Source organism: Micromonospora sp. NPDC049151 (genome assembly GCF_040648395.1).
In the GTDB taxonomy this organism is placed as follows: domain Bacteria; phylum Actinomycetota; class Actinomycetes; order Mycobacteriales; family Micromonosporaceae; genus Micromonospora.
The window spans coordinates 131862-145354 of sequence record NZ_JBEZDP010000002.1; the positions used below are offsets into that span (position 1 = coordinate 131862).

Sequence of the window (13493 nt, forward strand, 5' to 3'; positions counted from 1 at the left end):
CCCCACGGACCCCCTGCCCTGACCCGCCGCCTGGTGAGTCAGATCTCCCCACCCCGGGTGGAGTGCCGAGGGCGCGACGGGGCAAGAATCGACCACGAGGCCGCGGGCACGCCGCGGACTGGACGAGCGGGACCGGACGGGGTGGGGGAGACTCGGGCGATGAGCGGCGCTGACACCGACCCGCGTACGCGTGCCGACGTCTTCGCCGTGGACGGTGAGATCGGGCCGGACCTGGCGCGGATCGACTGGTCGGCGCATCCCCTCGGGCCGCCGGACACCTGGCCGCAGAGCCTGCGGACCGCGGTGCGGATCCTGCTGTCCTCCCGGTTCCCGATGTGGATGGCCTGGGGGCCGCAGCTCAGCTTCTTCTGCAACGCCGCCTACCGGCGGGACACTCTGGGCCGCAAGTACCCGTGGGCGCTGGGGCTGCCGGCGAACGAGGTGTGGGCGGAGATCTGGGACGACATCGGCCCGCGCGTCGACACCGTGCTGCGCACCGGCGAGGCCACCTGGGACGAGGGCCTGCTGCTGTTCCTGGAGCGCGCCGGCTACCGGGAGGAGACGTACCACACGTTCTCCTACAGCCCGCTGCGGGACGACGACGGCGGCCTGGTCGGGATGCTCTGCGTGGTCAGCGAGGACACCGAGCGGGTCATCGGTGAGCGGCGGATGGCCACGCTGCGTGACCTCGGCTCGGACCCGAGCGTCATCCGCACCGAGCAGGAGACGCTGGCGTTCGTCAGCCGCCAGTTGGCCCGCAACCCGCAGGACCTGCCGTTCACGCTCACCTACCTGTACGACGACGACGGCGCCCGGCTGGTGGAGGCGACCGGGCTGACGCCGGGTCACCCGGCAGCGCCGGCCGTCCTGTCCCCCGGTGACCCGGCGGCGCCATGGCCGGCCGGCGCTCCGGCCGACGGCGAGTCGGTGCGGGTCGCGCTCGACGGCCCGGCCTTCACGGACCTTCCCGCGGGTGTCTGGGCCGCCGCGCCCACCGAGGCGCTCCTGGTCCCGCTACGGCAGCAGGGCGGGGCGCCGTACGGTTTCCTGGTCGCCGGGCTGAACCGCTACCGGGCGCTGGACGACGGATACCGCGGCTTCGTGGAGCTGACCGCCGGACACCTGGCCACCGGTATCGCCAGCGCGCGCAGCTACCAGGCGCAGCAGCGGCGGGCCGAGGAGCTCGCCGAGCTGGACCGCGCGAAGACCGCGTTCTTCTCCAACATCAGCCACGAGTTCCGCACCCCCCTCACATTGATCATGGGACCGCTGGACGAGCTGCGCGGCCGGTTGCCGGACGCCGACGAACAGGTCCGCGCCGAGCTGGACGTCATCCGCCGCAACGGGCTGCGTCTGGGCAAGCTGGTGAACAGCCTGCTCGACTTCTCCCGGATCGAGGCCGGGCGGATGCAGGCCCGCTACGAACCGGTGGACCTGGCCGCGGTGACCGCCGACCTGGCGAGCGTCTTCCGGTCGGCGATCGAACGGGCCGGTCTGTCCTTCGAGGTCGACTGCCCGCCGCTGCCCGAGCCGGTGCACCTGGACGTCGGCATGTGGGAGAAGGTGGTGCTCAACCTGCTCAGCAACGCGCTGAAGTTCACCTTCGACGGCGCCATCCGGGTGGAGCTGCGCGCCGAGGGCGACGCGGCAGTGCTGCGGATCTCCGACACCGGCATCGGCGTACCCGCCGACGAGATGCCGCGCCTGTTCGAGCGGTTCCACCGCATCGAGAACGCCCGTTCCCGCTCCGACGAGGGCAGCGGGATCGGCCTGGCCCTGGTCAAGGAACTGGTCACGCTGCACGGCGGCGACATCGACGCGCACAGCGCGGTGGGCAGCGGCACCACCTTCACGATCCGGCTGCCGTTCGGCGCCGCCCACCTGCCCGCCGACGCGCTCGCCCCGGCGGGCACCGGCCGGACGCCCGCGTCGGCCGAACCGTTCGTGCAGGAGGCACTGCGCTGGCTGCCCGCCGACCCGGGAGCCGCGCTCGGTGGCGACGATCCGGCCGGCGGGCCGGTCCAGCCGCTGCCCGGCGGGGCGCCGGCCCGCGTCCTGGTGGCCGACGACAACACCGACATGCGGGAGTACCTCACCCGGCTGCTGCGCTCGGCCGGGCACGAGGTGCAGGCCGTCGCCGACGGGCAGGCCGCGCTGGAGGCCGCCCGCGCGCACACCCCGGACCTGGTGGTCAGCGACGTGATGATGCCCCGGCTCGACGGCCTGCAACTGGTCGCCGCGCTGCGCGCCGACCAGCGTACGGCCGGCACCCCGGTGCTGCTGCTGTCCGCCCGCGCCGGTCAGGAGGCCTCGATCGAGGGGCTGGAGGCCGGCGCCGACGACTACCTGGTCAAGCCGTTCCCGGCCGCCGAGCTGCTGGCCCGCGTACGCGCCAACGTGGAGCTGGCCCGGCTGCGCAACCACCACGCCCGCTGGCGTACCGCGCTCGTCGACTCGTTGCAGGAGGCGTTCTTCGTCTGCGACGAGGAGGGCGCGGTGATCGAGATCAACGCGGCGTTCACCGGCATCCTCGGCTACGACACCGACGGCCTGCCCTACCCGGCGGTGCACCCGTGGTGGCCGGACCGGGAGGCCGAGCCCGAGGCGCACCGCCAGGTGGCGGAGGCGTTCTCCACGCTCGTCGGGCAGACCCGTGGCACCTACACCGTGCCGGTCACCCATCGCGACGGGCACCGGATCTGGATCTCGGCCGCGTTCAACCAGGTCGACGACCCGGACGGCGGGCGCCGGATGATCGTCGGCACGTTCCGGGACGTCACCGCCGAGCACTACGCGGTGCAGCGGGAGACCGCCCTGGCCGGGCTGAGCATGCGGCTGTCGCAGGCCGAGGACCTCACCGACGCGCTGCACGGGGTGCTGGACGAGCTGCGCAAGCTGTGGCGGGCGGCGGGCGTGCTCACCGCCGTCTTCGGTGACCTGCCCGCCCCCGACGTGACCGCCACCGACCCGGCGGCACGGTGGGAGACGTTGCCGCACGAGCGCCGGCAGGCGTTGCTCGCGCTGCGGGACACGCCGCTGCTGACCCCGGTGGCGACACGTACGCACGGGGCCGGCATCGCCGTCGAACACCCGCACGGCACCATGGCGCTCTGGATCGACCTGGGCGAGAAGCGGCCCTTCACCGAGCAGGACCAGACCCTGCTGGCGCTGCTGGCCGGCCACATCGGCCAGGGACTGCACCGGGTGCACCAGATCGACCAGCAGCGGGAGACCGCGCTGGCCCTGCAGCGGGCGATCCTCGGCCCGGCGCAACTACCCGCCGGTTTCGCGGTGCGGTACTCCCCCGCCGCGATGCCGCTCAAGGTCGGCGGCGACTGGTACGACACAGTGGAACTCCCGGACGGGCGCATCGGCATCGTGGTCGGCGACTGCGTGGGACACGGCCTGCGGGCCGCGACGGTGATGGGGCAGTTGCGCAGCGCCTGCCGGGCGCTGCTGTTGCAGGACCCCAGCCCGGCCGGGACGCTCGTGGCCCTGGACCGGTTCGCCGCGCTGCTGCCGGGTGCGGCCTGCGCCACCGTCTTCTGCGGCGTCCTCGACCCGGCCACCGGCCTGCTGCGCTACTCCAGCGCCGGTCACCCGCCGGCCATCGTGGTCCGCGCCGACGGCACTCCCGAGCTCCTGCAGCACGGCCGGTCCCGGCCGCTGGCCGTACGCGCGGGCCAGGAACGGCCGGAGGCGGAGGCGACGGTGCCGCCGCGCGCCACCCTGATGCTCTACACCGACGGCCTGGTGGAGCGCCGCCGCCAGCCGATCACCACCGGCATCGCCCGCGCGACCGACGCGATCCAGCAGGGCCACCAGGCACCGGTCGAGACCCTGGCCACGGAGATCATGGACCGGCTCACCCCCGACGGCGGCTACCACGACGACGTGGCGCTGCTGCTCTACCGCCACCCCGGGCCGCTGGAACTCGAGTTCCCCGCCGAGTCGACGCGGCTGGCCGAGGTCCGCACCGCGCTGCGGGGCTGGCTGGACCGCTGCGGGCTCGCCCCGGCCCACGCCTACAACATCCTGGTGGCGGCCGGGGAGGCGTGCGCCAACGCGATCGAGCACGGGCACCGCGACGACCCGGGCGGCCGGATCCGGCTACGCGCCGCCGCCACCGCCGGCGGCCTGCGCCTGAGCGTCACCGACAGCGGGCACTGGCGGGACCGGGACCAGCCTCCCGACCCGCACCGCGGCCGGGGACTCGTGCTCATGCGCGCGCTGATGGACAGCATCAGCGTCACCCCCGGGGCCACCGGCACCACAGTCGACATGCAGGCGAGGATCACGCCATGAGCACGTCCCTGACTCTGACCACGAGCGACAGCCCCGACGGCGTACGCGTGCTGACCGCCGTCGGTGAGATCGACATGAGCAACGCGTCCACGTTCGCCGACGCGCTGGCCGAGGCCGTACGCCCCGACGGTGAACCCCTGGTGGTGGACCTCACCAAGGTGGAGTACCTGGACAGCGCCGGGCTGGCCGCGCTGTTCCCGCACGCCGACCGGATCGCGTTGATCGCCGGCCCGCTGCTGGAGCCGCTGCTGACCATCTCCGGGCTGGCCGACCTCACCACGGTCCGCGGCGCCTGACACCCGCACGGGCGTCAGGCGCCGCCCGCGAGGTCAGGCGCCGTGGCGCACGATCACCAGCGGCGAGTGGGCGTGGTGCAGCACCGCGTGGCTGACCGAGCCGAGAAGCAGCCCGCCCAGCGCGCCGCGGCCGTGCGCGCCGACCACGACCAGCTGGGCGTCCTTCGACTCCTCGACCAGCACCCGGGCCGGGGCGCCGGAGATCGACCGCTGCCGCACCGGCACGTCCGGGTAACGCTCGGCCCAGCCGGCGATCGACTCGGCGACGACGCGCCGGGACTCCTCGGCGAGCGCCTCCGGGTCGTACACCAGGGGGAGGATGTCGCCGGGGCCGATCGGAGTGGGGTACAGCCAGGCGTGCACCACGATCAGCGGCGCGCTCCGGCGGTCGGCCTCCTCGTACGCGAATCCGACCGCCGCCGTGGACAGCTCGGAGCCGTCCACACCGACCACGACCGGGCCGTCGGCGCGCGCCTCGCCGCGCGTCACCAGCACCGGGCAGTGCGCGCGGGCCGACACCTGGAGCGTGACCGAGCCGATCAGCAGACCGGCGAATCCGCCCAGGCCGCGGTGGCCGAGCACGACCAGCGCCGCGTCGCGGGACTCGGCGACCAGCACCGCCGCCGGAGCGCCGTCGACCACCACGCCGGTCACCGGTACGTCCGGCGCGACCTTGCGGGCCTCGGCGACCGCCTCGGCGGCGCAGCGCTCGGCCTGGTTGCGCAGGCCGGCGCCGGCCGGCGCACCCGGGGCCGGGGTGAGCGGCGCGCGGGTCAGCGGCCAGATGAACGCGTGGACCACCTGCAGCGGGCGGTTCCGGTCGGCGGCCTCACGGGCGGCCACCCGGACCGCGTCCAGCGAGGCGGCGGAGCCGTCCACACCCACCACGACGGGGGCCTGCGAGTGGAGCGTCATGTCGTCCTCCTTCACTCGTCCTCAGCCTGCCCGTCAGGCGGCCGGCCGGGCAGGGCCCGCGGTCCCGGCGTGGGGGTCGTTGGTCCCGCGAAAGCGGCGGGTCAGACGCAGCACCAGGCCGGGCAGCACACCGATCGCGGCGCAGGCGAGCAGGTCGAGCGCGCTCAGCGGGGACGTGCCGAGCAGCTCGCGCAGCGGCGGCAGCAGCACGCCCGCCACCTGGAGCACAGCGGAGATCGCGACGGCCACCGGCAGCGCGAGGTTGCGTTCGCGCGTGCCCGGGGTGCGGGTCGCGCGGACCGCCAGCGCGACGCCGAGCTGGGCCAGGCCGAGCACCACGAACACCACCGACTGCCACGGCCGGTCCGCCGCGGCGGCCCACACACCGGCGCCGAGCGTCGCCGCGGCGATCAGCGCGCCGGTGAGCAGCACGTCCCGGCCCAGGCCGCCGCCGAGGACCGACTCCTGCGGGGAGCGGGGTGGCCGGCGCAGCGTGCCCGGCTCGGCCGGTTCCGCGCCGAGCGCCACCCCGGGAACGCCGTGGGTGAGCAGGTTGATCCAGAGGATCTGCGCCGGCAGCAGCGGCACCGGCAGGCCGAACAGCGGACCGAGGAGCATCACCGCGATCTCGGCCACGCCACCGGCGAGCGCGTAGCGCAGGAACCGGCGGATGTTGTCGTAGATCCGGCGGCCCTCGCCGATGGCGGTCGCCACGGTGGTCAGGTCGTCGTCGACGAGCACCAGGTCGGAGGCCTGCCGGGCCACCTCGGTGCCGCCGCCCATGGCCACTCCGATGTCGGCGCGGCGCAGCGCCGGGGCGTCGTTGACGCCGTCACCTGTCATCGCCACCACGTGGCCCTGGGTCTGGAGACCGGCGATGATGTCGAGCTTCTGCTCCGGCTGGGTCCGCGCGTACACCCGGGTCTCGGGGTGGGCGCGGCCCGGGTCGCCGTCGTCGCCGTTGGCGAGCGGGTCGCCGTCGCGCCAGAGCCCGAGCCGCCCGCCGATGGCGGCGGCGGTCGCCGGGTGGTCGCCGGTGATGAGGACCAGCCGGATGCCGGCCTCCTCGAAACCCGCGGCGATGCCGGGCGCCGCCGCGCGCAGCGGGTCGCCGACCGCGACCAGGCCCAGCGGGCGCAGGCCGGTCGGCCGGGCCGGGTCCGGCAGGGTGTCGGCCACCGCCGAGGCGACCGCGAGCACGCGCAGCCCTTCGGCGGCGAGCCGGTGCGCGGCGTCGGTCAGCTCGGCCAGTTCCCCGGCGTCGGCGTCCACCAGCGGCGCGGCCAGCAGGTTCTCCGGTGCGCCCTTGCAGACCATCAGGTAGCGCCCGTCGCTACGGCGGTGCACTGTGGTCATCCGGCGCAGGTCCTGGTCGAACGGGGCCTCCGCGACCCGGGGCCAGGCGTCGCGGGTGGTGTCCGGGTCCAGACCGCACCGGGCGCCGAACGTGACGAGCGCCGCCTCCAGCGGGTCACCGATGGCGGTCCACTCCGGCCGTTCGTCGGTGGGCGCGCTCACCGTGGCGTCGTTGCAGAGCAGCCCGGCGCGGGCGAGGGCGCGCAGCTCGTCGGGGGCACTCACCGGTTCGCCCCGGTGGTGCACCTCGCCGTCGGGCGCGTAGCCGGTGCCGGTGACGGCGTAGCGGTCGCGGCCGGGGACGACCGCGTACTGCACCGCCATCCGGCCTTCGGTGAGCGTGCCGGTCTTGTCGGAGGCGATCACCGTGACCGAGCCGAGGGTCTCCACCGCGTGCAGGCGGCGGGGGATGGCCCGGCTGCCGGCCATCCGGCGCGCGCCCAGGGCGAGCGCGAGCGTGACGACGGCGGGCAGCGATTCCGGTACGGCCGCCACCACGAGGCTGACCGCGGTGACCGCCATCTGCGTGACCGGCCGCCCGTCGAGCACGCCGATGGCGAAGACCAGCCCGGAGAGCAGCACGGCGGTCAGGCCGAGCACCCGGCCGAGCGAGGAGAGGCGTCGTTGCAGCGGGGTGGGCGCCGGCCGGGTCGCCGCGACCAGGGCGCTGATCCGGCCCAGTGCGCTCGCCGCGCCGGTACGTACCACGGTTCCGGTGGCACGGCCGGTGGTGACCACGGTGCCCGCGCTCGCCTCCTCCCCCGCGACCCGGGCCACCGGCACCGACTCGCCGGTCAGCGCCGACTCGTCCAGGCTGAGGCGTACCGCGTCGGTGAGGCCCAGGTCGGCGGGCACCACGTCGCCCGCCTCCAGCCGGACCAGGTCGCCGCGGACCAGGTCGGCGGCGGGCAGCACGAGGTCGCGGCCGTCGCGTACGACGCGCGCGGTCGGCGCGGCGAGCCGGTCCAGCGCCGCGACCGCCCGGTCGGCGCGTACCTCCTGCACCACGCCGATCGCCGTGTTGATCAGGACGACCAGGACGATCACCGCGGTGTCCGGGTAGTCGCGCAGCAGCGTGGTCACCACTGCGGCGGCCAGCAGGAGCGCCACCAGCGGGTCGGTGAGCTGGCGGAGGACCCGGCCGGCGAGGCCGCGCTTGCGCGGGGCGGCCACGGTGTTCGGCCCGTCGGCGCGCAGCCGGGCGGCCGCCTCGGCGGAGCCGAGCCCGGTCGCGGGGGCCGGAGAGATCTCGGTGGGCGTCGTCGCTGTAGCGGGCCCGCCGTTGATCACCACATCGTCCTCCATGTCGTCGCCGCCCGCGCCGGGCATTACCAGCATGCCGCGCGATTGTCCCCGGTTAGCAGGCCCGAGGGCCCGCCGGGCCCGGGACCAACGGCCCTGCGCGGTACGGGGCAGCGCGGCGCCCGGCTCGTCGGTAATGTCTGCGCGGTGAGCCGGACACTCAGCGCCACCGGGCCGAGACCTCACTCGGGTCACCGGTGGGTCCGCGGCGCGCTCGCGGTGCTTCTGCTCGCGTCGGTCGGCTGCGGGAAGGCGATCGGGGAGCAGAGCGGCGACACACTGGCGCGCGACGCCGCGGCGGTGGAGGCGAAGCAGCTCAACACGGAGTTGGGCCACCGTAACCGGGTGCGCGACGCGGGGTCGATCGCGGCGGCCGAGATCGTCCAGGAGACGGAGGACGCCACGTCGGGCGGCGGTGCGGCAGTCCGGCGGGAGGCGCTGGCCTGGTCCGGCCGCACCGCCGGGGACGAGCGGGCCACCGTCGACGTGCGGTTCGTGGTGACGGTGCCCGAGCAGCCGGCGGTGTCGATCGGCGGCGCGAGCAACACCGCCGGTGAGGCCGTCCGCTGCTACCGCTACGAGTTCCAGCTCTACCGCTACACGACGTACCACGAGATCGGCTGCCCGAGCGGCGCTGCTCCCCCGCCGCCCACTGCCGCGCCGGTGCCGCGCCTGCCCGAGGACGGGCGGAAGCGGCTGACAGCGGTGCTGCGCGACGCCACCCCCGCCACGCTCGCCGCAGCGGTGCGGGCGGCCTTCCCGCAGGAGTGGATCACGGTCGACACGACTGTGCACGAGGGCGCGCTCGTCGCCGCCGTCGGCGTACCGGCCGAACGGGACTGCCTGCTGCTCGTCCGCACGCCCGCCGGGAAGATCGACTCTCCCGGGTACGACCGGATCTGGCTGGAACCGGGCGAGACCGGCTGCAAGACGGGCCTGTACGTCTCACCGCCGCGCTGAGCACGTGCCGGTTTGCCGCGCGACGGCCGGGGCACCTGACGGGCATGACGGATCCGGAGCAGTCCCAGCGGCAGCAGGAGGGCGCGCTCGAGCGCGGGCAGGTGTTCCAGGACGCGGAGGGGCGGCGCACCCGGGATCCGGGCGCCGGGGCGGAGAACGCCGAGAGCGAGGCCGACCGCAACGCCGAGCACCTGGCACGCGGCGAGGTCGGCCCGGGCGTCCCGGAGGACTGACACACCGACCCGGATGTCAATGTAGCGTTGACGGGTGAACCTGGGGAGCCTGTCCGAGATAGCCGCGGCCCGGATCGCGCTGGACGACCGCGAGCTGGACCTGATCGACCGGGCCCGCCACGACGGCGCCACCTGGGCCGAGATCGCGCAGGCGCTGGGCCTGGCCAGCCGGCAGGCCGCCGAGCAGCGCCGGCAACGCCTCGTGGCGGCCCGCCGTGCCCGGCTGAGCCGGCTCGACCCGGCCGGCTCCCCCGATCTGCCCGCGCTCCGGGCAGGCGTCACCGACCTGCACCGCTGGATCGAGGCGGACCGTGCGTGGGACGGCCGCTTCCCCCGCGCGGCGTTGACGCGCCGCACCTGCGCGCTCGCGCTCGACGCCGCCGCCGGGCCACTGCACACGCTGGCCGCACACCTCGCCGACGACCTGGCCGGCGCCGGGCAGCGGCTGCCCGGCCCGGCACGCGACGCGGCCCGGCGCATCACCACCGCACTGTCAACCTTTCGTTGACATGTGATCGACACATTGCCTCGTCATGGCTCAACTCGGAAGGATGTGAGTCCATCGGACTCAACCGTTCGGGGGATCCATGCGTCGCAACGCCGTCCTGTTCGTGGCCGTCTCACTGCTGTCCGGCCTCGGCGGCAGCGCCATGGCGCTGGTCTCCGGCATCTGGATCCTGGACCTCACCGGTTCCACCGGGCTCGCCGCCCTGGCCGGTCTCTGCGTCTACGCCCCGACACTGGCCGGACCGTGGCTCGGCGGCCTGCTCGACCGGGCGCCCCGGCGCCCCCTGGTGATCGGCGTCGACCTCGCGCTGGCCGCCGCGCTGCTGAGCCTGCTGGCGGTCCGCGGGCCCGGCCAGGCATGGCTGGTCTACGCCGTCTCGCTCGCCTACGGCGTCGGCTACGTGCTCGTCGACGCCGGCGAGACCGCGCTGCTGCCCGCCGCGCTCCCGCCGGCCCGGCTGGCCGACGTCAACGGCTGGCGGTCGAGCGCGCAGGAGGGCATGAAGCTGGTGGCGCCGCTGGCCGGGGCGGGTCTGTACGCGTGGCGGGGCGGGCACGTCGTCGCGGTGCTCGCCGCCGTCGTACCGGTGCTCGTGGCCGCCCTGTACGGCGCGTTACGCCTGACGCGGACGGCACCCGTTCCCCCGCCCGCGCGCCCGGTGGGAGTGCGGGACGGGCTCGCCGCGCTCCTTGCCCGGCGGGCGGTACGCGTGCCGGTGGCGCTCGCGGCGGTGTCCATCGCGATGTCCGGCTTCACCACCGCGGCGCTGTACGACGTGGTGGTGACGGACCTGGCGCTGCCGGCGACCTTTCTCGGCGTGCTGGCGAGCGCGCAGGGCGGGGGCTCGCTGCTCGCCGGGCTGGTCGCCGGCCGGCTCGTCCGCCGCCACGGCGAGATCACGGTCGGGGTCGCCGGCGCCGTCCTGTTCGCCGCCGGCTGCCTGGGACGCTGCCTGCCGTGGTGGCCGGGCACGCTCGCCGCCTCGGTGGTGATCGGCGTCGGTCTGCCGTGGACGCTCGTCGCGGCGGTCACCGCCGTGCAGACGTACACGCCGCAGGCGATGCTCGGGCGGGTCGCCGCAAGCGCCAACACGGCGATGTTCGGCCCGATCACACTCGCCATCCCGCTCGGGTCGGCGGCGGTCGCCGTCGGCGGCCGGCCGCCACTGGTGCTCGCCGCAGTGGTGTGCCTGGCCGCGGCGCTGGTCGTTCGCGGCCGCCTGACCGCGCGGATGCGGCCCGTCCCCCAGGGGTGAGGGGACGGGCCGCACGATCGTCAGCGCCAGGTGTCGCTGACGGCCCGGGTGCCGCCGGCCGGCGTGGTGAGCGTCCGGTTCGCGCCGGACTCCCAGGTCACCGTGCCGTCCGGGTTCTTCTTGACGTACTTGTACTCGACCGCGGTGTTGGCGGGCAGGTCGACGGTGGCCCGCCACACGGGGTAGGCGGCCGACGAGAGCGCGACCGCGCTGGCCGGGTTCCAGCCGCCGAGCGCCGGGATGTTGCCGACCACGAACACGTTCTGCCCGTAGACGGTGGTCGCGGTGACGGCGAACGTGGTGGCGACAGCCGTGCTGACGGTGTCGCCGCGGAACGTCTCGGTCACCGCGGCCGTGCCGCCGGCCGGCGTGGTGAGCGTCCGGTTCGCGCCGGACTCCCAGGTGGCGGCACCGGAGGCGGTCAGCTTGACGAACTTGTACTCCAGCGCGGTGGACCGGGGCAGGTCGGCGGTGGCGCGGTAGGTGCCGCCGCCCTGCGCGGTGAGCTTGACGCCGCGCGCGGGCGTCCACGAGCCCAGCTCGGGGATGCCGCCGACGACGTACACGTCCTGGCCGGCGGCCAGGTTCGCGGTGACGGTGAACATGGTGGCGATCCGGTCACTCGGGCTGACCGTGGGGGACGCGGTCGGCGAGGCCGTCGGCGACGCGGTCGGAGAAGTGGTCGGGGAGGCCGTCGGGGACGGGCTCGCGCCCGGCCGGGCGTTCACGTGGATCGCGACCGCGTCGTTGGCCGGGATCGTCACCGTCGCCCGGCCGCCGGAGACGGTCACCGTGGAGCCGGTGCAGCCGCTGCCGGTGGCGACGCCGGAGATGACGTCGCAGTACCGGCCGTCGGCGAGCCCGGTGACGAAGGTGGCGGTGGTGGCGGAGCCGGAGTCGTTGATGCCGATCCACGCCCGGTCGCCCCGGTGGAAGCCGATCACGTTGCTGCTCACAGTGGTGAAGTCCGAGACGGTCTTCACCTGGCGGGCGGTGTTGGCCCAGCCCACCATGCCCTTGACGCCGGTGCTGCGGCTCAGGCAGGTCCAGGCGGTGCCGCAGACCGTGTCGGTGACCCGTCCGGTGCCGTCGTGCGGCGGGGACTGGTTGCGGTTGGACCAGGTGAAGCTGTCGTAGACCGACGGCTTGCCGTGCGGATAGGCAAGCGCGAAGTAGTTGGCCAGCACGTAGTCGGTGCCGTTCTTGTACGACAGCACCACGCCGTCGCGCTCCAGGTCGTGGTTGGTGACCATGGCGAAGACGTTCGCGCCGGGCGCGTCGAGGTTCCAGCTCGGCACGTTTGCCAGCGCCGAGACGGAGCCCTGGAACGCCGAGCGGATGCCCTTGGCGTACGCGAAGTCGAGCACGTCGCCGTTGCCGATGTACGCGCGGGCCTGCAACGCCGGATTGCTCGCCCCGTCGAAGATCTCCTGCGCGACGTACGGACGCCGGCCCTCGGCGACCGTGTTGTTCAGCTTGCCGAGGACGGCCGCGAAGTCGTCCTTGCGGATGTGCTTGACCGCGTCGACCCGGAAGCCGTCGACGCCGAGCCCGATCAGGTCGTTGAGGTAGCCGGCGATCTTGTTGCGGACCGCTTCCTTCTCGGTGTACAGGTCGGACAGCGACAGCAGCTCGCAGCTCGTGACCTGGGCCTCGTTGTTCCAGTCACTGATCGCGCCGCCGGTCGGGCAGTTGTCACCGGGGCGGTGGAAGTCGCCGGCGCCGTACGGCACGGCCGGGTAGCTGTAGCCGGAGAACTCGGTGCCGGCGTAGCCGCGCGTACCGGCCGGGTTGTTGGTGCCGGCCATGTGGTTGACCACCGCGTCGACGTAGACGCGGACACCCGCGTTGTGGCACGCGGTGACCATGGCGGCGAACTGCTGGCGGTTGCCGAACCGGCTGTCCAGCTTGTACGACACCGGCTGGTACACCTCGTACCAGGGGTACGCGCCGTCGACGCTGGCCGGCAGCTTCACCGACTCCTGCGGCGGCGCCACCTGCACCGCGCCGTAGCCGGCCGGTCCGAGGTGGTCGGTGCAGGCGGCGGCGACCGAGGTCCAGTTCCATTCCCAGAGGTTGGCGGTCACCTCGCTGTCGTTGAGGACGACGGCGGCGCGGGCGGGGGTCGGGGTGGTGGTGGCAGCGGCGACGGCGACAGTGCCGCCGGCCGCGACGAGCGCGGCGGCGAGCAGCAGGCGACCGGCACGGCCACGGGGGTGTGGCCTGGCGGATGGCATGGTCGGGGGACCTCTTCCGTGGGGTCGAAAGGGCGAGCGGGGGTGGGGCGGCCGTCCCGGGTAGCGAACACCATGCGCCATCCATGAAATTCTTTGCAAGAGCTTGCGGCAAAGTTTTCGAAACCA

The 13493-nt window shown here is 74.6% G+C and carries 9 protein-coding genes; 6 read left to right on the forward strand and 3 right to left on the reverse strand.

What is annotated here, in order from left to right:
- Positions 1–159: 159 nt before the first annotated feature.
- Together AB0B20_RS03580 and AB0B20_RS03585 are read left to right on the forward strand one after the other, a co-directional pair.
- Positions 160–4305 carry a SpoIIE family protein phosphatase gene (locus AB0B20_RS03580; protein WP_357467804.1) on the forward strand — a complete coding sequence of 1382 codons (4146 nt, stop codon included), beginning with the start codon at positions 160–162 and terminating at the stop codon, positions 4303–4305.
- Positions 4302–4601, forward strand: a complete 300-nt coding sequence (locus AB0B20_RS03585; RefSeq protein ID WP_357382958.1) for an STAS domain-containing protein — start codon at positions 4302–4304, stop codon at positions 4599–4601. Before AB0B20_RS03580 ends, AB0B20_RS03585 begins: the two co-directional genes overlap by 4 nt.
- Positions 4602–4634: 33 nt before the next feature.
- Here the strand turns inward: AB0B20_RS03585 and AB0B20_RS03590 are convergent, their stop codons facing one another.
- Together AB0B20_RS03590 and AB0B20_RS03595 are read right to left on the reverse strand one after the other, a co-directional pair.
- Positions 4635–5516: a universal stress protein gene (locus AB0B20_RS03590; protein ID WP_357382956.1), complete on the reverse strand. Its 882-nt coding sequence runs from the start codon at positions 5514–5516 to the stop codon at positions 4635–4637.
- A 33-nt stretch (positions 5517–5549) separates the two neighbouring features.
- Positions 5550–8210 (reverse strand): cation-transporting P-type ATPase, encoded by a 2661-nt coding sequence (locus AB0B20_RS03595; protein WP_357382954.1) that lies wholly within the window; start codon positions 8208–8210, stop codon positions 5550–5552.
- A gap of 111 nt (positions 8211–8321) precedes the next feature.
- On the opposite strand from AB0B20_RS03595, the gene AB0B20_RS03600 reads away from it, so the two are divergent.
- The 4 genes from AB0B20_RS03600 (at position 8322) to AB0B20_RS03615 (ending at position 11130) form a co-directional block, all read left to right on the forward strand.
- Complete coding sequence (locus AB0B20_RS03600; protein ID WP_357382952.1) at positions 8322–9134, forward strand: hypothetical protein; 813 nt, start codon at positions 8322–8324, stop codon at positions 9132–9134.
- A 44-nt stretch (positions 9135–9178) separates the two neighbouring features.
- Positions 9179–9367: a ribonuclease gene (locus tag AB0B20_RS03605; protein ID WP_357382950.1), complete on the forward strand. Its 189-nt coding sequence runs from the start codon at positions 9179–9181 to the stop codon at positions 9365–9367.
- A gap of 34 nt (positions 9368–9401) precedes the next feature.
- Positions 9402–9875, forward strand: coding sequence for a hypothetical protein (locus tag AB0B20_RS03610; RefSeq protein ID WP_357467807.1), 474 nt, complete (start codon positions 9402–9404; stop codon positions 9873–9875).
- A gap of 79 nt (positions 9876–9954) precedes the next feature.
- Entirely contained in the window at positions 9955–11130 is a 1176-nt protein-coding gene (locus tag AB0B20_RS03615; protein WP_357467810.1) for an MFS transporter, read from the forward strand.
- 20 nt (positions 11131–11150) lie between these two features.
- Here AB0B20_RS03615 and AB0B20_RS03620 read toward each other — a convergent pair whose 3' ends face one another.
- The gene (locus AB0B20_RS03620) at positions 11151–13367 is read right to left on the reverse strand and encodes a carbohydrate-binding module family 20 domain-containing protein (RefSeq protein WP_357467813.1); all 2217 of its coding nucleotides are present in this window, start codon (positions 13365–13367) and stop codon (positions 11151–11153) included.
- Between the last annotated feature and the right edge of the window lie 126 nt (positions 13368–13493).